Source organism: Vibrio sp. PSi01 (assembly GCF_054960695.1).
Genome location: NZ_JBHNYN010000002.1, coordinates 278873 through 298698 on the forward strand (window position 1 = coordinate 278873; position 19826 = coordinate 298698).

The 19826-nt window shown below is 44.1% G+C and carries 18 protein-coding genes; 10 read left to right on the plus strand and 8 right to left on the minus strand.

Features of this window, described 5'->3' with window-relative positions; all coding sequences use genetic code 11:
* Positions 1-62: 62 nt before the first annotated feature.
* From ACFI6G_RS04380 to ACFI6G_RS04390, 3 genes are all read left to right on the plus strand, one after another.
* Complete coding sequence (locus ACFI6G_RS04380; RefSeq protein ID WP_010431914.1) at positions 63-581, plus strand: TetR/AcrR family transcriptional regulator; 519 nt, start codon at positions 63-65, stop codon at positions 579-581.
* Positions 578-1633, plus strand: coding sequence for an alcohol dehydrogenase family protein (locus ACFI6G_RS04385; protein ID WP_016793240.1), 1056 nt, complete (start codon positions 578-580; stop codon positions 1631-1633). The genes ACFI6G_RS04380 and ACFI6G_RS04385 overlap by 4 nt, the downstream gene beginning before the upstream one ends.
* A gap of 241 nt (positions 1634-1874) precedes the next feature.
* Positions 1875-2990, plus strand: a complete 1116-nt coding sequence (locus tag ACFI6G_RS04390) for an HDOD domain-containing protein (protein ID WP_016787429.1) — start codon at positions 1875-1877, stop codon at positions 2988-2990.
* A gap of 110 nt (positions 2991-3100) precedes the next feature.
* Here the strand turns inward: ACFI6G_RS04390 and ACFI6G_RS04395 are convergent, their stop codons facing one another.
* The 4 genes from ACFI6G_RS04395 to ACFI6G_RS04410 all read right to left on the minus strand — a co-directional run bounded on the left by ACFI6G_RS04395 (position 3101) and on the right by ACFI6G_RS04410 (position 7243).
* On the minus strand, positions 3101-3499 hold the full coding sequence (locus ACFI6G_RS04395) for a DUF1090 domain-containing protein (protein ID WP_016793239.1): 399 nt from the start codon (positions 3497-3499) through the stop codon (positions 3101-3103).
* Between the two features lie 187 nt (positions 3500-3686).
* A complete protein-coding gene (locus tag ACFI6G_RS04400; RefSeq protein WP_016793238.1) occupies positions 3687-5207 on the minus strand; it encodes an SgrR family transcriptional regulator in 1521 nt (506 codons plus the stop codon).
* Between the two features lie 10 nt (positions 5208-5217).
* Positions 5218-6228: a Gfo/Idh/MocA family protein gene (locus ACFI6G_RS04405; protein ID WP_016787427.1), complete on the minus strand. Its 1011-nt coding sequence runs from the start codon at positions 6226-6228 to the stop codon at positions 5218-5220.
* Positions 6229-6343: 115 nt separating this feature from the next.
* Positions 6344-7243 (minus strand): homocysteine S-methyltransferase family protein, encoded by a 900-nt coding sequence (locus ACFI6G_RS04410; protein ID WP_050613091.1) that lies wholly within the window; start codon positions 7241-7243, stop codon positions 6344-6346.
* A gap of 242 nt (positions 7244-7485) precedes the next feature.
* Between ACFI6G_RS04410 and ACFI6G_RS04415 the strand changes: the two genes are divergently transcribed.
* Entirely contained in the window at positions 7486-8187 is a 702-nt protein-coding gene (locus ACFI6G_RS04415; RefSeq protein WP_016767344.1) for a lipoate--protein ligase family protein, read from the plus strand.
* A gap of 148 nt (positions 8188-8335) precedes the next feature.
* Here ACFI6G_RS04415 and ACFI6G_RS04420 read toward each other — a convergent pair whose 3' ends face one another.
* Together ACFI6G_RS04420 and ACFI6G_RS04425 are read right to left on the minus strand one after the other, a co-directional pair.
* Complete coding sequence (locus ACFI6G_RS04420; protein ID WP_010431869.1) at positions 8336-9154, minus strand: SDR family NAD(P)-dependent oxidoreductase; 819 nt, start codon at positions 9152-9154, stop codon at positions 8336-8338.
* A 324-nt stretch (positions 9155-9478) separates the two neighbouring features.
* The gene (locus ACFI6G_RS04425) at positions 9479-11551 is read right to left on the minus strand and encodes an alkyl/aryl-sulfatase (protein ID WP_016784370.1); all 2073 of its coding nucleotides are present in this window, start codon (positions 11549-11551) and stop codon (positions 9479-9481) included.
* Positions 11552-11748: 197 nt separating this feature from the next.
* Here ACFI6G_RS04425 and ACFI6G_RS04430 point away from each other — a divergent pair, with 197 nt between their 5' ends.
* Entirely contained in the window at positions 11749-12651 is a 903-nt protein-coding gene (locus tag ACFI6G_RS04430) for a LysR family transcriptional regulator (protein ID WP_010431866.1), read from the plus strand.
* Positions 12652-12737: 86 nt separating this feature from the next.
* On the opposite strand, the gene ACFI6G_RS04435 is transcribed toward ACFI6G_RS04430, so the two are convergent.
* Complete coding sequence (locus ACFI6G_RS04435; RefSeq protein WP_016794848.1) at positions 12738-13637, minus strand: DMT family transporter; 900 nt, start codon at positions 13635-13637, stop codon at positions 12738-12740.
* A gap of 197 nt (positions 13638-13834) precedes the next feature.
* On the opposite strand from ACFI6G_RS04435, the gene ACFI6G_RS04440 reads away from it, so the two are divergent.
* From ACFI6G_RS04440 to ACFI6G_RS04460, 5 genes are all read left to right on the plus strand, one after another.
* Positions 13835-14224 (plus strand): VOC family protein, encoded by a 390-nt coding sequence (locus ACFI6G_RS04440; protein ID WP_010431863.1) that lies wholly within the window; start codon positions 13835-13837, stop codon positions 14222-14224.
* A 51-nt stretch (positions 14225-14275) separates the two neighbouring features.
* On the plus strand, positions 14276-14800 hold the full coding sequence (locus tag ACFI6G_RS04445) for a hypothetical protein (RefSeq protein ID WP_462710150.1): 525 nt from the start codon (positions 14276-14278) through the stop codon (positions 14798-14800).
* A 171-nt stretch (positions 14801-14971) separates the two neighbouring features.
* Positions 14972-16411: a 6-phospho-beta-glucosidase gene (locus tag ACFI6G_RS04450; RefSeq protein ID WP_010431861.1), complete on the plus strand. Its 1440-nt coding sequence runs from the start codon at positions 14972-14974 to the stop codon at positions 16409-16411.
* A gap of 107 nt (positions 16412-16518) precedes the next feature.
* Positions 16519-17517 (plus strand): LacI family DNA-binding transcriptional regulator, encoded by a 999-nt coding sequence (locus ACFI6G_RS04455; protein ID WP_193846224.1) that lies wholly within the window; start codon positions 16519-16521, stop codon positions 17515-17517.
* A gap of 203 nt (positions 17518-17720) precedes the next feature.
* Positions 17721-18281 (plus strand): sugar O-acetyltransferase, encoded by a 561-nt coding sequence (locus tag ACFI6G_RS04460; RefSeq protein ID WP_016787417.1) that lies wholly within the window; start codon positions 17721-17723, stop codon positions 18279-18281.
* 163 nt (positions 18282-18444) lie between these two features.
* Here ACFI6G_RS04460 and ACFI6G_RS04465 read toward each other — a convergent pair whose 3' ends face one another.
* Positions 18445-19803 carry a diguanylate cyclase gene (locus ACFI6G_RS04465; RefSeq protein ID WP_016793232.1) on the minus strand — a complete coding sequence of 453 codons (1359 nt, stop codon included), beginning with the start codon at positions 19801-19803 and terminating at the stop codon, positions 18445-18447.
* Between the last annotated feature and the right edge of the window lie 23 nt (positions 19804-19826).

Here is a 19826-nt window from a genome sequence, read left to right on the forward strand (position 1 = left end):
AGCAGTTATTCTACCTATCCCTGTTACTTACTACGATTGGTATTCAGTATTAAGAGAGCACTATGTTAAGAGAACAGATTGCAGCAAGTCTTGAAGTGGCGTTTAGCCAACAAGGTTTTGCTGAGCCGAGTGTGGCTCAACTAAAAACGGCGTGTAATGTCAGCCTACGTACGCTCTATAAACATTTTCCATCGAAAGAGGCGATGATAGTGGGCGCCTTAGAGCACCGTCATCACCGTTACCTAAATTTTCTATTAGAAAATGTACCTGCAGGTGGCCTTGAGTCGATGCTTGATATCTTCAACAAGTTACAACAGTGGATGGAAGAGTATGCGCCGCACGGTTGTATGTCGATGAATGCGATGGCGGCTTTTCCTGACAACGAGATAATTAACCAAGCTGTTACTGAACATAAACGAGAAGTAAAAACACTTCTGGGTAAGCAGAGTCAACGAGATGATCTTGCTTCAGAGCTTTTTCTACTTCATGAAGGTGTATCAAGCGCGTGGCCAGTATTAGGCGAAGAAGCCGTTACATCAGCACAGAATATGGTGACAAAATTACTCAAGGAAACACGATGAAATTCGAATTACCAAAAACAATGAAAGGCGTAGAGATGTTAGGACACGGCGGAGCAGAAATGCTTGGTTACCGTGAAGATATCGCTGTTCCTGAAATAGAACCTAATGAAGTGTTGATCAAAGTGATGTCTGCGGGCGTGAACAATACGGATATCAACACTCGAATCGGCTGGTACTCAAAAAGTGATGACTCAGACGACGCAAGTTGGTCGGGTGAAGCGTTGCAGTTCCCTCGCATCCAAGGTGCTGATGTATGTGGTTTCATCGTGGCGGTCGGCAATGAAGTCTCTGCTGATCGCATTGGAGAGCGTGTTCTTATCGAACCTTGTTTGACTGAAGTGTACGGACGAGATTTACCACAACCATGGTATTTCGGTTCGGAATGCGATGGTGGTTTTGCTGAATACACCAAAGTGGCGGCGAAACACGCTTATGCGGTGAACAGCACCATGTCGGATGTTGAGCTAGCGTCTTTCCCGTGCTCTTACTCGACCGCAGAAAATATGCTAACCCGTGCCAACGTAATCGAAGGTGATCGCGTGCTTATTTCTGGCGCATCGGGTGGTGTGGGCTCGGCTGCTATTCAACTAGCCAAAGCTCGTGGCGCTTATGTTATTGCCATTACTAGCCCAAGTAAAAACCAACAGTTACTTGAATTGGGTGCTGATGAAGTGGTTGCTCGTGATGCTGATCTGGTTAAAGCGTTAGGCGCAAACAGCGTCAATGTGGTTATCGACTTGGTTGCCGGTGACAAGTGGCCTCAGTTCCTTGAAGTACTGAAACCCCGTGGCCGTTATGCCGTATCTGGCGCAATTGGTGGCGCTATGGTCGAGCTCGATGTACGAACTTTGTATTTGAAAGATTTAAGCTTCTTCGGTTGTACTGTGCTGGAGCCTGAAGTGTTTCAAAACTTAGTTAATCGAATTGAACAACAACAGATTAGCGCGATAGTTGCGGAGTCGTATTCCCTTGTTGATATTCATACAGCACAAGAGGAATTCTTGAAAAAAAAGCACGTCGGCAAGATTGTTCTGGAAGTGGCTCAACGCTAACGTTATAGAGATTCACGGTTCAAATATAGGCAAGAACGAGTACATGTTACCTGCTCGTTCTTTTCGTTTGGGAGAAGGTGAAATAGAGGTGGGTCTGGTTTTAAGGCTTGTGAGTATCTGATCTTATACAGCTAAAAAATAAGTGATTGATTTATCACTGTGTGGTTTATGAGTTATCTGTGCAATAATCACTGCTGTTATATATCCCGATCTGTTTTATATCCATCTAGGAGCCGTATTGATGTTTAAAAGGGTATTGCAGGCACTATTTTCCCCTTTTGTTTCTAATCAAAGTAAGCAAAATGATTCATCAAAGAGTGTCTCTCAACAAAGCGTTTCTTCTGATTCCGTTCTTGAGCAAAGCACTGCACCATCTCATTCTTCTATTTTTGTTCCGTCCTCATCGGCTCATGAATCATCACTCATTGTTGATAAAGCAATAAGCTTGCACGATGCTGAGTTTCTTGACTATTTATTTGGAGAGTCTCGCCTGCGAACGGAGTCAGATCCGTTTAGTGACTTTGTTGCTTGTCAGATCGAACGTTTGATTCGCTCTCCAAAAGCCTTGCTTAATGAATTGCCAGTGATGCCAGCCTCTGTGACCACATTAATGGCAGAATTACAGAGTGACGAATTTGATGTAGATGCTCTGTTGAAAGTAATTGAGCGAGAGCCGAGTATGGCTGCCGATGTAATTAAACTGGCTAACAGTGCTTTCTACAAACGCAGTGAAAAACAGGTAACCGACCTAAAAACAGCATTCCTAAATATGGGTTCTCAAGGACTTGTTGAAGGGGTTGTGAATAGCTACATGAAGAACTTCACGCCGGGCAACAATATTTACTGGCGTCATTTCGGTGAGAAAATTTGGAATCACAGCGTTCAAACCGCGTCTTTTTCTAAGGAGTTGATGAAAGATTCTTCATCCCAAGAAGATCAAGCGGCGGCGTACTTTGTTGGGTTGATTCGCAACTTAGGCAAGATGATCATTTTCCAAATGATGGTTGAAGCCTTCAAGCATGTAGATCCTTCTGTTCCGCCTAACTCGTTAGCGTTGAAGCGCCTGATGAACAGCTACTCTATTCGCCTGACTTACACCATAGCTAAGTTCTGGGAGTTGCCAGAATCTGTGCTGACGGTGATTGGTTACCAAGAGTCGAGCCGATATGAATGCACGCCACTTGGTCAAGCTGTGTTTGAAGCTAACTACTTGAGTGAGTTGTTTTATTTACTAGAAGAACAAACGATTGAAGTCGAGCAGTTTAAGCGCAGATGCAAAGAGACCCTAACTTTGCCTGCGGCATACAACGTGGCCAACCGTATCTATAAAGAGTCTGAATTGGCGCTGGTGGGATAATAACGACTGGCGTTGGCTAGATTGGTTCTTGAGGTTGCCATAAAGCGGTATTTTCTAAATGGTCTAACTAAGCAGTAAAGCAGTGAGACCATTTCTGTATCTAGCTTCGATTAAGGGATCTCAGTCAGTTCTTGCTTCAATTTATCGGTTTTACGCAGTTCTTTTTCGATCTTACCCTCATATTTTCGAATCTTATCCGCTCTATCGTCTTGTTTTGCTTCTTCTAAGTCGGCTTGGTATTCAGCTAAATCTTGTTCATTGGATTCAATCTTCTCACGCAGATCATCCTTCAAACCTTCATTGGTGCAGTTCTCTTTCGCCGCTTTCAACGCTGTGGCTAATCGCTCCACTTTGTACTGATTGTCGTACTGCTCAGCCTTCTTTATTTGATATTCGATCTCACAGAATTTCTTTTCACAGCCTATAAGCGCATCGCATTGGGTACTCGCCATGCTGTTAAAAGAGAGCGCGCAAAGAAACAATAATGGGCCTTTTAAGTGTCGAGTCATGGTTTACCTTCTCACTGGTTTATTTAGCTTGAGCTTATTTTGTTTTTACTGTTCTCAAGCTTACCTTGGTTGAGACTAATTTAGCCTAGCCTCATGTCTATATTACTTTAGCACCTGATAATGACGCTATTGGCAGCTGAATGTTAAAGATAAGTCTTTGTGCCCAATGATTTCTTTCAGGTCTTACTCAGAAGTGGCTAATCCACAATTGGTCGAGTTCGCACCAACCGAATCCATTTACTTGCGCGCCGTGTATCTTTTCAGAAACCTCTAAGTTGAACGCCTCTTGCTTGAGCTCAATCACAACCCCAGAGTCATTCAACCAATGCCGAAGCTTCATCAGTGCATTCATCGCTAACTCCAAGTTTGGCTGGTTTTTTATTGAGGTTAAGCCATGTTCGATTGTCTCTAGCATCTCAGCAGGCAAAGTTAAGTCCTCAAACGGGAAGCGAGTGAAAAAGCTTAACCACGAAGTGAAGGTGTCGTTCTCATCAATAATGCTGCACAGCGCGACGTCTTTGGTAGTTAGGTAGTTAGTTAGGTAGTGTCCATATTCCACGCTGGTTTTGTGATCGCCAGACACAGACAACAGCTCGAAAAGGGCTTGGCATTCAGAGGTGTCTTCAACGGTGAATTCACGAACGGTTTTCGACAACATCGGGCTTTGAATCTTGAAGAAGGTTGAGCCGAAATCCGGTTGGGAAGAATGGTCATCGCCACGCGCGGTGGTCGTCTTTTCAGGCAGTTTCACGCACACCTGATTTTGAGCGCAAGCTTTGCTCTGTGCCCATTCCGGATAGACCCACAACTCGACTCGATTGAGAATTGGAGTGCTGTGTGAATACGCACTATTACGGCTTAATCTCAACATCTTGCTTGAGAAAATGTCTAATGAGAACGCGCCAGATCCAATTAGCCTATCTGCCGGTGATGAGTGATCAAATACAGAGGCTTCAACTCTGGCAAGTAAGCGCGGTAAATGCCAATCCGGTTGATTCAACTTCACGACAACCACATTACCAGCCGAAGCAGAAACCTCATCAATATGCTGATAGCAGCGACGCCATATTTTGCTTTGAATTAGCGAGTTAAGATTGCGTGCTATGTCTTGAGGTTCGAGTGTTCTGCCGTTATGGAACTGAACGCCATTGCGAATTTGAAAGTGCCATTGCGTAGCGTTTTGATTAGGTTGCCAATGATACGCCAAATCGCCGCTGAGTTTGCCGTGTTGAACGGTGGTTAGGCGCTGGCAAACTTGCATCACTAAGAAACGTTCGGTGCGTCTAAGCACTCGTTGAGGATGAAGTGCTTCGAGTTCTCGGTGAAAGGGAATGTACGCGACGTTCTGCGCAGATTGATTAGCGCTGTTTAGAAAGGCTTGCAGTTCTGCGCCTGCATCGCGGCCGTTGAAGCTTAAGGTGCTAAACACTTGTTCTATGTTGCCCGCATCGGCTTGGGTTTGTGCGTATTGGTAACACGCCTCAATGGGCTCAACCAGACACATCAGTTGTGCTTTCTTGCTTCGGCCTGAGCTTGCTTGCCACTCAATCCAACCTTGTGCTGTCATTACTTTGAGTAAGGTTTGAACGTGACGTTCACTTACATGCAGCAGCGTGGCCAGTTGGTTGATCTGACAGTGTGATACTCCTGGCCCAAAAGCCTGAAATATCTTTTCATACAGTTCAAGCTTGCGCTTAAGGTTGCCCAATTTGCTTTTCCTAACGACGAGGTTGAGTTAAATGTTTATAGCCAGAGTCAATGAGTGCTTTTTCCATCGTATCGAGCACTTGAAAGGTTATCTCTGGGTTTAGGATATCGGACTCAGTTTTGCCTTGAAGGACTAACTCTGAAAAATGGTCAATTTCAAACTCGAATCCATTGCCCGTCACTCGTTTGTTGATGGTCGACTTCTGCCCTTGATGTTCAATCTCAATAAAGGCCGGATTCCACCATTTTTCGTGAATGGTGATCTTAGTGTCGGGCCCAGTCAAGTGTGCTGATCGGGGAAGGTTTTGCACCGTTGATGCAGATATCTTACCGTTCATACCACCAGAGAAGGTAAAGCACGCATCGGTATCAACATTCGCCCCCTCATACAGGCATGACACCTCTACTTGAGGTTTTGAAGGGTTAACACTCAGAGTTCGACACAGGTCGTAGAAGAACCAAAGCCCGTAGACCCCAACATCGAGCGTTGCTCCACCTGATAACTCTGGGTTGAAGATAAATAACTCTGGGTCATAGTCGTGATGGTTACCAAAGCTGGCTTCGATTGAGTCTATCTGAATGTTGTTGTCGACCAAGAATGATTGGAGCTCACGATACGCGGGAAACACCACGGTCTTCATCGCTTCTAGCAGCATCACGCCATTTTGTTTCGCGAGAGCTTTCATCTCAAGCCAATCAGCAAGGTTAGTGAAAGCTGGCTTCTCGACCAATACGTGCTTATTGTTCTTTAGAAATAACTCGGCAAGTGGCTGGTGGTATGGGTGAACGGTGGCGATGTAAACCGCTTCTACTGCTGGATCATTCGCCATCTCCTCATAAGAGTCATAAGCCTTAGCGCAACCAAATTTATTCGCGAACGTGGCTGCGCGTTTATGGTCTCTCGCGGCAACCGCATAAAGTTCACCACGCAGACAGTGCTCTGTTACAGAGGTTGCGAATCGATTGGCGATGTTGCCTAGCCCTGCGATGCCCCATTTAATTTTTCGTTGCGTGTCGTTCATCAGTTGCTCCAAATCGTTGTTTTGTATCAGTGTACTCAGAGACGCCACATACAAATAGAGAACAGATTTCTCAACCTGTTCTCTATTTATCTAGATTGTTGTCGTGATGTTATTATTAGCTCTGTATGGAACGTTTCCAATCCGCCAAAACTTGAATGTGTTTTGGACCGATGCCACAACAGCCACCGACGATATTCGCGCCCAGTGCGTGCCAACGTTTGGCGTAAGTTAGATAACCTTGACCATCCAGTTCACGCATTTCTTGAAGCATGTCGTTTGCTTTATGTTCGCTGCTGATAGGTGCAAAGTTATTGGCGTAGACACCAATTTCTAAACCACTACCTAGCTCATCAATCACTTTCTTCGCCTCAATGATCGCTTGATCCATCACTTCAGGCACTGAACAGTTAAACATAATGCCTTTCGCGTTTGATTGGCAGGCAAGTTTAATGGCATCCGCTACGCTCTCTCCAGAGCGAATGTTCGCAAAATCGCCCTTGGTATCTTCCAAACTGAATGCGTAGTAACACGGCTTATGTGAGTGCTTGAGTACCGCGTGAATTGAGTCGAATTCTTGCAGGCTACAAATCGTTTCCGCTATCCAAAGGTCGATGTTTGGATCTTGAGCATCGTAAAGCGTTTGAATGATTGGTGCTGCTTCTTCTACCTTGAACAAATCTGGTCGGTAGCTGCCAAACGGCGGTGGAATCGCGCCCGCAACTTTCACTGTGTGAGGAGCATTATCAGCAACCGCCTTCGCCAGTTCGCCAGATAGCGCTGCTAGTTCAAAACCTCGTTGCTCGAAGAGCGATTCACCCAAATGAAAAGGTACACATGCGTAACTATTGGTGATCAGGATTTCAGCGCCAGCATCGACAAAATTTTGATGCGCTTGGCTAACAAGATCAGGGGCTTCAATCAGAGCTTGAGCGCTCCAAAGCGGTTGAGAGAATGGCGCGCCAATTTCTTTGAGTTCTCGGCCCATGCCGCCATCAAGTATGGTTAGTGTTTTCATATTTAATACTATCTAAAACAGTTGCTGAAGTTCTGCCGCCACCATATCAGACAACCTTGTCAGACAGAAGCCATCAAAGTGGAAGTAGTTTAGCTAAATCAATACATCTCAATAATTAAAGGAAAAAGGGCTGGAGGGGTAATTGGTGCTATGCTGCATTGGGTTTCAAAGGTATGTTTATCTCATCAACCATCCCAGAACGCTAAATACTAAGTCACCACAATCTGTAGAGGAAAAGTGCATTGAAGTTAACGAATAAACTCGTACGTTACCCGCACATTGATGTTGATCGTGCGTTTGAAAAAGAAGCTGAATTATTGCAGCAAATACAGGCGGGTGAGATTGGACAAGCCTTAATGCTGTGGCAAGCAAAAACGCCAACGCTCGTTTTACCCGCAGGTAAAAAGTGGCCAGTGACGATAGAGTCTAGAAAGCAACTCGCGGAACAAGGCTGGCAACTCACTTCTCGAAAAACGGGTGGCGCTCCCGTTCCCCAACTGCCGGGGATCATTAATCTGTCGCACATTTACCATTGGCCTCGTGATGAAGCCTACAACATCCAAACAGCGTATCGACATTTATGCGATGTCTTAACCCAGTTTTTTAAAGAGCTGGGCATTGGTGTGGATGTACACGCAACCCCTGGCTCTTATTGTGATGGTGACTACAACCTCAATATCAATAAACAAAAAATAGTGGGTACTGCGCAACGTGTATTGCTTAAACAAGGGGGTGGCCAAATCGTACTTTCTCAAGCTTGTATCTTGTTAGATGTAGACCTAGAGAACATCGTTGAGCCCGTGAATTTTTATAATCAAATTTGCGGGAATCCAACTGTGGTGGATGCGCAGGTTCATACTCCGTTGTCCGCGCATTTGACGACCCTCCCCAACGTAGACTCACTCTTTCAGCAATTAAGCCAAGCATTCATCAAGCATGCGTAATGCCGTTATTTCGTTAACGCTATGCCAATTTGTTGGGAGAGGAACCATTTCAATTTTACCTAAACAATCGATGAAGTTCTCTCGTCAAGATATCGGTGAGTTTGGGGTTTTGGAGCGCTCCTAAATATGGAACACTCCTTGTATCTGGCTAGCGAGAGTAGAGGTGTTCTGCAATCAACTGGTCTATGGTGGTCACCAGTTTGTGGTTTTTGTCTGTGTCTAAAGCATCAGAGTGAGGGTCTTTAAATAGCCCTGAGTCATTATCAAAATACTTCCCAGAAGCGTTGGAAAACTCATCAGACAATGCCGCTCTAGATAAAATGTCAGCACCAATACCTAGGTCATTTCCTTCCAACCCGTAGGCATCTTTGACTAATTTACTGCCAAGGAATGAAGCTGGATTGACAGGAATAATCGATGGTCCGTTAGCTCCGATTTTGTGAGCGAGGCTGATAGACCACATTGTGAGGGCTAACTTGCTTTGCGCATAAATAGGGCCATCTAACTCTCCTGCGTTTGAGCTGGTCATCAGATCAAGATCTACAGGGGCCTGTGCTGCTGAAGATAAGTTGACGATGCGACCAGAGGAATCAAAAAGTGGAAGTAGTAATTGTGTGAGTAGGTAGGGGGCAATCGTGTTAACGACGAATCGAACGTCTAGATTATCCTGAGTTGTGATCTTATCTACCTTATAAACGCCAGCGTTGTTAATCAGTACATCAAGTTGTTTGTGCGCTGAGTTGATCTGCTGTGCGAGTTCCTTTACATCTGCCAGGGAAGATAGATCAGCAATATAACTTTCGATGACTGCGTTTTTAGAGAGCCTGGATAAACTGGTTTTTACCTTATTCAGTTTCGCAGGGTTGCGTCCATGAATCAGGATATGGTGTCCTTGCTGAGCCAACATTCTTGCTGTCTCTAAACCTATACCATCTGTCGCGCCTGTGATCATGATTTTTTTTTGCATCTTTCTTCCTTTGAAACGTTGTCCGTGCAACTTTTATAACAAAGTTTGACCGCACAAAATTTCTATTGGTTCACATGCTGGGACTAAGAAAGGGTATGAATTGTGTTGTAAGTGAGAAATATGACAATACAGAGGCCCATAAAGAGACCGCCTGGGTGCTGCTACTTTATGATAGTTGATTGGAAAGTATAGGAAATGAAGCACTGCTTTATTCTTTGATAAGAAAGCCTCAACTAAATGAATTAGCTGAGGCTTGGTCGGTATTAGCCTTGTGATAGCCTATATTGGCTTCGTTGACGTTATTATAATGCTGTTATTTAGACCTTAATGAGCGTGTACAGCTGAATCTTGGTATAGCTCAGCGTCGACTTCTTCACCTTTGTTCGGGCGAGGCACAATCTCAAAAGAGGTATCAGCTTCAGTGAGAGAAGACAATAGTTTGTTAAGAGACGACTTGTCGCCTTTCACACCTGCTTGCCTTGCTTCCATCAGCTTATTGAGTGTCGTTCTCTTCAGTACGATGTCAGACACATCTGATTTGTTGATGATCAGTGTAGTATCTGCATCTTGTAGGTCTGATACTTGAATGTTGTTCAGGTTACCGTTAGACATTTCAACGTAGTAGAACTCTTTCACATCAGGTAACTGAATGTTCATCGTAAATGGCGTGTTTTGAGCCTTCAATGAATCCACTTTTACCGCTAAGTAATCCAACAAGTTCTCAATGGTCATGTTAGCCAATACATCCGGTGATGCTGTTTTTGGTGCGCCCGGCTGTGTGCCAATACGAAGCTCTTGAGCGCCCGTTAGGTAGATGTTTCTCCAACCTGCACCTTCTGATTGATAACCCAATTGCTCGTAAGTATCGGCCAATAAGCCACGTGCAACTTTGTTCTCCGGTTCAGCTTGAATCACCTTATTCAGTGCTGTTGCAACGAAGCGGTATTCACCTTCTTGGAAATCTTGCTGTGCTTTTTCAATCACAGCGTCGCTACCGCCCATGTACTCAACAAACTTCACCGATTCTGGTTCTATCGGCAGCGGGTTTAGGTTGGCTGGGTTCATATCAAAGTAGCCAAGATACATGTTATACACAGCGCGAGCGTTGTGCGAGTAAGTGCCATGGTAACCATTGGTGTGCCAAGATTGTTGAATACTGTCTGGCATCACTTTGTAGATCTCGTCACCGATGTCTTGTAAAACCACCCCATTATTCGCTAGGCGCAGTGTTTGGTTATGAGTAAAGCCGTACGCGTCACGCTGCATTTTTAGGTAATCAGAGATCTCTTGCTCTCCCCAAACTGGCGCTGAATGAGAAGCAAACAGCACCTCTGTTTCTTCGCCCCATGTCACTAGCATCTCGTTGATTTTCTTAGACCACTTCAAACCATCACGTACTTTTGCACCGCGCAGCGTGTACAGGTTATGCATGCCTTGGTAGGTCAGTTCGCCTGTCCAAAGAGCTTTCATGCTTGGGATGTAAGTGACCATTTCTGATGCCGCTTCGGTGCCTGATGCATCCATGAATTGCATTTCTAAGCCGTCAATAACTAGCGTTTCAATTTCTTCGTTATGGTTCAGCTCGTAGTCTGGCAGTACGTAAGTAATGCTACCTGTTGATAGGCCTTTCGATAATGCCGCATCAACAATACCGTGTTCATGTCGGTTCAACGTAGCACCGTATTGATAAGCAGTACGTCGAGACATCGCATTACCTGCCAATACGTTCTCGTCTACGATTTCTTTGGTAATATTTTTCGAACCGTACACTTTCACATCTGGGTAAGCGTCTTTAATCGCTCTTGCGCCACCAAAGTGATCAGCGTGTGAGTGTGAGTAGATCATTGCGACAACAGGCAGTTCACCGCCATCAGGCACATTGCTCTTGAAGAATTTGAGTGATTTAGCGGCTGCTTCTTTGGTGAGAAGAACGTCATAGGCGATCCAACCATTGTCACTGCGGATGAAAGAAATAGACGCTAAGTCTGCACCTCGTACTTGGTAAACCTTACCTGGAACAACTTCATACAAACCTTCAGCTGCTTGGTTTAGTACTGCTTGGCGCCATAATGATGGATTAACTGAATCAGGTGCTTTGTCTGCGTTTGTGACACTTGGTTCGATAAAGTTGAAACTGTTACGGATGATGTCGCCTGTTTCTTGGTCGAAGCTTGCGATTAGACCTCTGTTGTTATTGTCGAACGCTCGGGTGTCTGAGAAGTTGAGCGTTTTCGCAAATTCTTGGTTGGCTTGTGTTGTCATTTTAGTCGCGTCTTTGCCACCTTGGTCGCCAATGTCACTAAAGTGTGCATGGTCATGATTTGCAGCAATAGCAGGAAACGCTAGAGAGATTGCAAGCAACAGTGAAGCATTTTTGAAAGTGCGTGAAGTTGTCATTAGAGCCTCTTCAATTCGGGGAATTGTTTCGTTGAGAGGATTATATGGCCGTCAAGCATAGCGGAAAATAAAGTAAACTTTAGTTAATACATCACGAAATGTTATGTATAAGCTAAGCTTTAGTGATAAACAGAATTTAGAGTGTGATTTTCTAGCCAGTAGCCAGATAGAAAGGTTTGTTAATAAGGAGTTCGTTTGTGAGTGACGTTGAAAAGTTAGATTTAAACTTGCTGAATGTGTTTTTAGAAGTGTATCGGTTGAAGTCGATAACTTTGGCATCTGAGTCTCTGGGTATGACACAGCCGGGTGTGAGTGGCGCACTCAAGCGATTGCAGTCTCAGTTAGGCACCGATCTTTTCATCAGAGAGGGGCGAGGGATCAGTCCCACGAATGCTGCAACGCAATTAGCACTTAGAATCGAACCTGCGTTAGACGGAATCTCAAGCGCTGTAAGTTCATTGCAACAGTTCGATAATCAACAACATCATGTGTTTCGAATTCTGGTTAATGAGATAGGTTTAACCAAGCTTCAACCTCTTGTAGAAAAAGATAATACTCTTGGAAATATCTCTATTGAGTTCAATATGGTACCGAATAACGAAGAAGATTTGCTTCAGAGTTTAAGTATGCAGCAAGCAGATTTAGCGATCGATATCCACTACCCACAAGTTAATGGGTACATGAATCAGCAAGTCATTGAGGATAGGTTGGTGTTGATCGCTCGCCAGGGGCATCCAAGAATTGATGGTTCAGTCACTGAAGCTCAATATTACGATGAAAAGCATGTGACTTTTAGGATGCGTCGCTCTCGTCTGTACACTGCAGATTACTTTACTAAGCAGGCTATCAAACCGAGAAAAGTGAGTTCTGAGTGTGATTCATTGATGATGATGTGTGTGTTAGTTTCTGGCTCTGATTGTGTTGGTAGTACTTCTCGTGACTTCGCTAACCAATTTGCAGAGCGATTCCAACTTCAAGTACTTGAGCAACCGTTTGAGGTGTTGCCGATGCAGCAATATATGATTTGGCATAAAAGAACGGAGTCGAACCTTGCTCATCAGTGGTTGAGGAACAAGATTCAACAATACATGGCTGATTAGCCGTGGATCAATTATCTGTTGTCGATTAGCTTTTATAGCGGTTCAAGCATGCATTGTTGAGGTGTTATGGGTTCATTGGTCACTGATTAGCGAGCAGCTCTCGCAGCACGTTTTTGTTTTGCGCTCTCTATCATCTTAGAAGGTGTCATACCTGTCACTAACATGGTGCCAGTGATTACCAGAATTGAACCAGTAATCGTATTGATGCCAATTGCTTCACCTAAGAATAAGTTACCCCAGAGAATACCAAATACCGGAATGATGAAGGTAACGGACAGGGCTGAAGGTGCGCCGAGTTCAGAAACTAGATTGAAGTAAAGCAGGTAAGCAAGTCCAGTACACACCGCGCCCAGTAAGATAACCGATGTGGTAATAGTTAGATCCGGAGCCTCTCTCATCGGAATGAAAAAGATGAACGGCAACACGATCAATACCGCAGCCCACATGCTGCCATGAGCATTATTGAATGCCTCAACTTTAGGTGCTTGTTTGGTATAGTTTGAAGCTATTCCGTAGCTAAACGCGGCCATCACCGCAGCAAAAATCGGAAGTACAGCCTCATGGCCAATGTTTATCGCATCCCAACCAACGAGTACTCCTACTCCCGCTACCCCAATCCCAAGTCCTACTAGAACTCTCGCCTCGAGTGCTGTTTTAGTCCATATCGCACCAATGATTGCCGCCCATATTGGCGCGGTAGAATTCAAGATGGCTAGGGTCGAAGCGTTAAGTGTTTGCGCGGCATAAGCGAACAGTAAAAAGGGAACTGCGGTATTAAACAGCCCAAGAATAAAGAAGTGTTTAGCATGAGTGTTGAACGTCAGCTTTTTTCTTAAATACAAAGACACCAACATTAGCGTGATTGCTGCAAACAGTACTCTTGCTTCAATTAACACTGCTGGGCCCAATGGGTTAGCGGCAATTCTCATGAACAGAAACGAACCGCCCCATATCGCAGCGAGAGTTATTAATTTTAGAAAGTTCACGGCTTATATCTCAGAATGTGTAAAACCCGACTATGGAGGAAAGATAACTATTACACAAACATAGATACCAATACTGTGCGGTTATGGACATAAAATCGAGTCCGTTAATCAGGAACAATTTCGATGAATTTCGTTCTGTTTATAGTTCCTTATTTGATGAGTAATCTAGCGTTAGACATCAAACTTAGGCAAACAAAATGAAGATTGAACACATCGCAATTTGGACCAAACAACTTGAAGTTCTGAAGCTATTTTATGAAGATTATTTCGGCGCGACATCGAACTCAAAATATCACAACCCAACTAAAGGGTTTTCTTCCTACTTCCTCTCATTTGAAACTGGAAGTCGTTTAGAGATTATGGAAATGGATTCTGTCCCTGAATCGAAAGACGACATCTATGATCAGTTCACAGGCTTCATTCATATGGCGATTTCACTAGGGTCTGAACAAGCGGTCGATGCACTGACTCAAAGTTTGGTCGAAGATGGCTATGAGCGCTTAGATGGCCCAAGAAGAACAGGTGATGGCTATTATGAGAGCTGTGTACTCGATCCGGATGGTAATCGCTTGGAGCTTACCGTTTAATAGAAGGCGCTTGAATAGCGTTTAATTCACTAACGGAACTGAGGTATTACAATGATGAAGCGTACTTTGACTTTCCTTTTTAGTCTTGGGCTTATGGGATGTGTTACCTCAGCTCTGGTGTATGAGAAGAAGCCAGATGCGAAGCCTGACTTGTCACAACCCATTGGTTACCTTGGCTTTAAAGCTCACCAAGAGTGGGCGATTCAATTCAATGATTGTACGGTCTACGATTTAATCGGTGCGCAACCTTACCAGTGGTTTGATCGCACTTCAGCCTCTGTGAGCTGTTATACGTTTAAGCTAAACGATGCCATCGAGCCATTATCAGTCTATGCCGACGCAAATTTCGACAGCAATAAGCTAACCCCGATTAACCGCTTTAAAGAGCTGCAGGTATCAGAGTCAGGCTGGGGCAACTTTCCTGTCGTCTATGAGACCAGCGGCACCAATTGGCTGAGAGTTAAGGAGGGTTGGATTCACCTCACACTAGCGGATCAGACGCTCGTTCAGTTCTACCCAGGAACTCAAGACCAATTTGGCAAATCACAGCATGATCAGTATTTTGAGCAGCATTGATTGTAACGCTGACTTTTGATTAGTCTTTAGTTCGATCAAAAAAAGATCTATTAATTATTGTTGAAACCGGTTTCAGGGTGTATCTTTGTTCTATATTGAAATCGATTTCAGGGCTGCAATAGGCTCTCTAATCCTGATCTGTTTCACGAATAACTTGTAGCGAGTAATGGTATGAACAACGAATTTCCAAACGATTTTTTATGGGGCGGTGCAGTTGCGGCGCATCAGCTAGAAGGCGGCTGGGATGCGAATGGTAAAGGTGTCAGTGTTGTTGATGTATTAACAGCAGGCGCTCATGGTGTACAACGTCGAATTACCGATGGTGTGATTGATGGCGAAAATTATCCAAACCAAGTCGCAGTGGATTTCTACCATCGTTACAAAGAAGACATTAAGTTATTCGCTGAGATGGGTTTTAAGTGTTTCAGAACCAGTATTGCCTGGACACGCATTTTCCCAAATGGCGATGAATCAGAACCCTGTGAAGCGGGTTTAGCGTTTTACGATGATCTGTTTGATGAACTACTGAAATACGGCATTCAGCCAGTGGTAACACTGAGCCATTTTGAAATGCCTTATCACCTAGCCAAAGAATACGGCGGTTGGATGAACCGTAAAGTGATCGACTTCTTCGTTAAGTACTCGACCACAGTGATGGATCGCTACCAGCACAAAGTGAAGTATTGGATGACGTTTAATGAGATCAACAACCAGATGAACACCTCGGCAGACATCTTCGGTTGGTTGTGCTCTGGCGTGAAGTTTCCACAATGCGAAAAGCCTCAACAAGCCATGTATCAAGCGGTTCACCACCAGTTTGTGGCGAGTGCTTTGGTGGTTAAGAAAGGTCACGAGATCAACCCAGATCTGCAAATCGGTGCGATGTGTGCGATGGTGCCTTTTTACCCTCGCTCGTCAAAGCCGGAAGACATTATGCTGGCGCAGCAAGCGATGCGTGATCGTTACTTCTTCTCGGATGTGATGGTTCGCGGCCACTACCCAAGTTACGCAAAACGCGATTGGGCAATCAAGGGCTTCAACATTGATATGCAGCCAGAAGATGAACAGATCTTAAAAGAGGGTAAAGCGGACTATTTAGGCTTTAGCTACTACATGTCGAATACTTTAGATTCTTCTTCTCATCAATCCACAGAAGAGGCAATGGACGGCGGTCATGAAAACTCGGTCGATAACCCGTTCATCCAGTCTAGCGATTGGGGCTGGCCAATTGATCCAACGGGTTTACGTTTCTGTTTAGCTTCTCTGTATGAACGTTATGAAGTGCCATTGTTCATCGTTGAGAATGGTTTTGGCGCTGTTGATACCATTGAAGAAGATGGCAGCATTAATGATGACTATCGTATTGCTTACCTTTGCGACCACATCAAAGAGATGAAAAAAGCGGTTGCGATTGATGGCGTTGATCTCATGGGTTATACCCCTTGGGGCTGTATCGATTTGGTGTCGTTTACCACAGGTGAGATGAAAAAACGCTACGGATTCATTTACGTAGATAAGCACAATGACCAATCTGGTTCATTGGAACGCAAACGCAAGAAGTCGTTTGAGTGGTATAAAGGTGTGATTGCATCTAACGGTGCCACTATTTAGAATGCGTTTCGCCTTACTGTTATGTGGTTTGTAAACTGCATAATAGTTAGTTAACAATGAATTAGCCGGCTTATGTCGGCTAATTTTTTATAAAGGAAAAGAAGCCAATGGTAACCATGCTTGATGTCGCGAACCGTGCAGGCGTATCTAAATCGACAGTTTCTCGTGTCTTAAATGGGAAGAACATTGTGCGCCCAGATGTGGTGAAAAAGGTATTCGATGCGATACAAGAAACGGGTTATCGACCGAATTTGTTGGCTCAGCAATTGGCGACTAAGAAGACTAACTTCATCGGTTTCGTTATCACCAATGAGTTGTTCAATGGCCCGTACTTTTCCTCCTTGATGTATCACGCTGCGTCTTATAGTGAAAAATCGAATCACCAATTGGTGATCACCGATGGCAAACACAGCGCTGAAGACGAAATAAAGGCGATCAATTTCCTGCTAGATATGAAGTGTGCGGGCATCATCATTTATCCGCAGTGCTTAACCGAAAATGAGATTGCTAAGCTCATAGAAAGCACTGACACACCGATTCTGGTGCTCAACCGAGAAATGCCGTCGAAGCCCAATAATGCCATTACCACAGACCATTATCAGAGCGCTCGTTTGATGGTTGAACACATCATCGAACAGGGGCATACCGATATTGCCGTGATTCGTGGCAAAGCAGGTTCTTCGACCGGTACGCTGCGTTACCAAGCCTATCAAGACGTGTTAACTAAACATGGTATTACATTGGATGAGTCTAAAGTTATTCAGGGCGAATGGACGATGGAGAGCGGTTATCACGCCGCTCAGGTTTTAGCAAAAAACAAAGCCACGTTCACCGCTATTTTATCCGGAAACGATGATATGGCGATTGGGGCAATTAAGGCATTAACCGAGCTAGGTTATTCATTACCCCAAGATGTTTCTATCGTCGGTTTTGATAACAGCAAAGTGGGTGAGTTTTTAACGCCAAGCCTCACGTCTGTAAGTGTGCCGTTAGAACAAATGACCCTAAAGGCTATCTTGAAAATTGTTGGAGCTATCGAACAAGCTGAATCGGTTTGTACTACTGGAAACTTGGTGTTGCGTGATTCGATAGCGAAGCTAAATTAGTACTGATTGAATTTCATATTTCACCTACAAAAAATGATGAGCTGCGCATCTATTAAATCAAGCGAAAAGACTCTTTATTCACTGTTATTTAGATGTGCGATATTGCGTTTTTGGGTCGATGAATTGACCATCATTAGTTAAGTAATGTAAAAGCAGTTTAGTAATATGAAAATAGCTAAGTTATGTGAAAACAGGTAAGTAACGTGAGAACAGAAAAGCAAAAGATGTTAGCAGGTGAACCTTATCAAGCTTGGGATAAGGCGCTTTATTCAGAACGTATCGAATGTCGTAAGGTGCTTCAAAAACTCAACAATAGTATTCCTGATACACCCGAGTGGAAAGCGGCAACCCAAGAGCTTATTCCGGGCTGTGAGAACGCGCACTTAGAGCCGCCGTTCCATTGTGATTATGGTTCAAATATCAAGTTAGGTAAGAACTTTTACGCTAACTTCAATTGCGTGATTCTGGATGTAGCAGAGGTGACCATTGGCGATAATGTCCTACTTGGTCCGAACGTTCAAATTCTTACCGCAGGTCACCCACTCGATGTGAAAGGCCGCGTTGAAGAGGGCGTGGAGTTCGGCACTCCGATTAACGTTGGTGATAATGTTTGGCTTGGCGGTGGTGTGATTGTTTGCCCAGGAGTAACCATTGGCAAGAGCAGCGTGATTGGTGCGGGCAGTGTGGTAACTAAAAACATCCCAGCGAATGTGGTTGCCGTAGGTAACCCATGTAAAGTACTAAAATCGATTGATAATGATTAATTGACGCCACTGCATTTTTGAGCGGCTTTCGATCTCTGAGTTGTAGTAAACTAATGTTATTTTTGTAAGCCCAGCTTTCTTCGTTGGTTGATTGGCTATTCTTTTCCTGTTCACAATTGCGGTTGCGGTTGCGGTTGCAGCGAACAGGAAAATTCGTTTTCTTTCAGATAAGGGAGCTTTGAACCAAATTGCGCCCTTGGTTTTTCGCTTGATACAACATCTCGTCAGCGGAAATAATGGCCTCTTCAATCGATTGCCCAGTCGATAAATCCACAAGCCCAAGCGAAGCTGATACTCCTCCTTTAATCATACTTCTGAGCTGTGGGTCGTAGGCGATTTTATCTCGAATTCTATCTGCTAACTTGATGATATCGGACTGACTTTCTGTTTTGAGAATGACGATGAATTCGTCTCCACCGATACGATAGCACTCATCGTTGTTTCTTACATTTTCTAATAATATCTCGCTTATCCGAACTAACACGTTGTCGCCGGTATGGTGTCCGTAGTTGTCGTTGATCAGTTTAAAATGGTCGAGATCAATGGCAATAACTCCGATACATCGGTTGTTTTTGCTCGTTCCAGCATCGCGAATGCGTGAGTTTGCACTTTCTAAGTAAGAGCGGTTCTTCAACCCTGTTAATGCATCTGATTCCAAAGCAATTGAGGTTCGATATTGATAATGAGAAAAAGCGATCAGTAACACATAGCCTATCCCTAACAATGCGATGACCTCAACAAAACTTTGAATCACTCCCTTTATTTCAGCCACAGAACTGGTCATATTATCAAAGATAAAAAGGGTCGCACGAAGTTGTGGTAACGGAACTTCAACAAGATGAAAGTATCGAGAATTGTCATTGTTTAATTGGAAAAATATGACGTCCAGTAGTTCCACTTTGCTTACATAGACAGCGGTGTCTTCTAGAGGTTGTAAGGCGTGCGTGTTCGATAAGTCTAGATTTATCTTTTCTCCAGAAGGCATAAAGTATTGATGTTGATTGTCTCTTATAAAAAGAAGCGTGTTGGCCGTGCCGTTGATTTCTGGGAAGTAATGCTGCAGATCGACATTCGCCTCGTGGTATAGGGATGTCCGCTGCGACACGAGCCCTGCTATTAAGTTGATATGAGGTTTTGGATGATTGAAATTAAATCCCCAAAGTGTCGTTTTTCCGTTTTTCATGGCAAGAAATTGAGGTGACGATGTACTGATATTGAATCGTTCTGCGATGCCTTTAATGTCAGAATTTGAGAAAGGTCGCGTAGGCTGATAATAAACGCCACCCACATTGGGTCTGTTGGTATTTGTTGCTTCTGAGTGTAAAGAAGTACCTAAAATATTCAGTGTTCGCACGACATTACTTTGAACCAGCGTTTGAATGAGATCGCTTCGGTGAGTTTGATCTTTCTCAACAAAATGGATGGTTCTACGGATTTCACCAATATGAATACAAAGGATGACCAAAGCGAAGCAGGCCATGACCCAATGTCTTTGTTTCATTGCTAAATTGATAGCATTCATATTGGTGTACCTTTGTTAAAATG

Bases quoted from the DNA above. Each gene is read 5' to 3' on its own strand.
- ACFI6G_RS04380 (WP_010431914.1), top strand. From the start codon at position 63: ATGTTAAGAGAACAGATTGCAGCAAGTCTTGAAGTGGCGTTTAGCCAA.
- ACFI6G_RS04385 (WP_016793240.1), top strand. From the start codon at position 578: ATGAAATTCGAATTACCAAAAACAATGAAAGGCGTAGAGATGTTAGGA.
- ACFI6G_RS04390 (WP_016787429.1), top strand. From the start codon at position 1,875: ATGTTTAAAAGGGTATTGCAGGCACTATTTTCCCCTTTTGTTTCTAAT.
- ACFI6G_RS04395 (WP_016793239.1), bottom strand. From the start codon at position 3,499: ATGACTCGACACTTAAAAGGCCCATTATTGTTTCTTTGCGCGCTCTCT.
- ACFI6G_RS04405 (WP_016787427.1), bottom strand. From the start codon at position 6,228: ATGAACGACACGCAACGAAAAATTAAATGGGGCATCGCAGGGCTAGGC.
- ACFI6G_RS04410 (WP_050613091.1), bottom strand. From the start codon at position 7,243: ATGAAAACACTAACCATACTTGATGGCGGCATGGGCCGAGAACTCAAA.
- ACFI6G_RS04420 (WP_010431869.1), bottom strand. From the start codon at position 9,154: ATGCAAAAAAAAATCATGATCACAGGCGCGACAGATGGTATAGGTTTA.
- ACFI6G_RS04425 (WP_016784370.1), bottom strand. From the start codon at position 11,551: ATGACAACTTCACGCACTTTCAAAAATGCTTCACTGTTGCTTGCAATC.
- ACFI6G_RS04440 (WP_010431863.1), top strand. From the start codon at position 13,835: ATGAAGATTGAACACATCGCAATTTGGACCAAACAACTTGAAGTTCTG.
- ACFI6G_RS04445 (WP_462710150.1), top strand. From the start codon at position 14,276: ATGATGAAGCGTACTTTGACTTTCCTTTTTAGTCTTGGGCTTATGGGA.
- ACFI6G_RS04450 (WP_010431861.1), top strand. From the start codon at position 14,972: ATGAACAACGAATTTCCAAACGATTTTTTATGGGGCGGTGCAGTTGCG.
- ACFI6G_RS04455 (WP_193846224.1), top strand. From the start codon at position 16,519: ATGGTAACCATGCTTGATGTCGCGAACCGTGCAGGCGTATCTAAATCG.
- ACFI6G_RS04465 (WP_016793232.1), bottom strand. From the start codon at position 19,803: ATGAATGCTATCAATTTAGCAATGAAACAAAGACATTGGGTCATGGCC.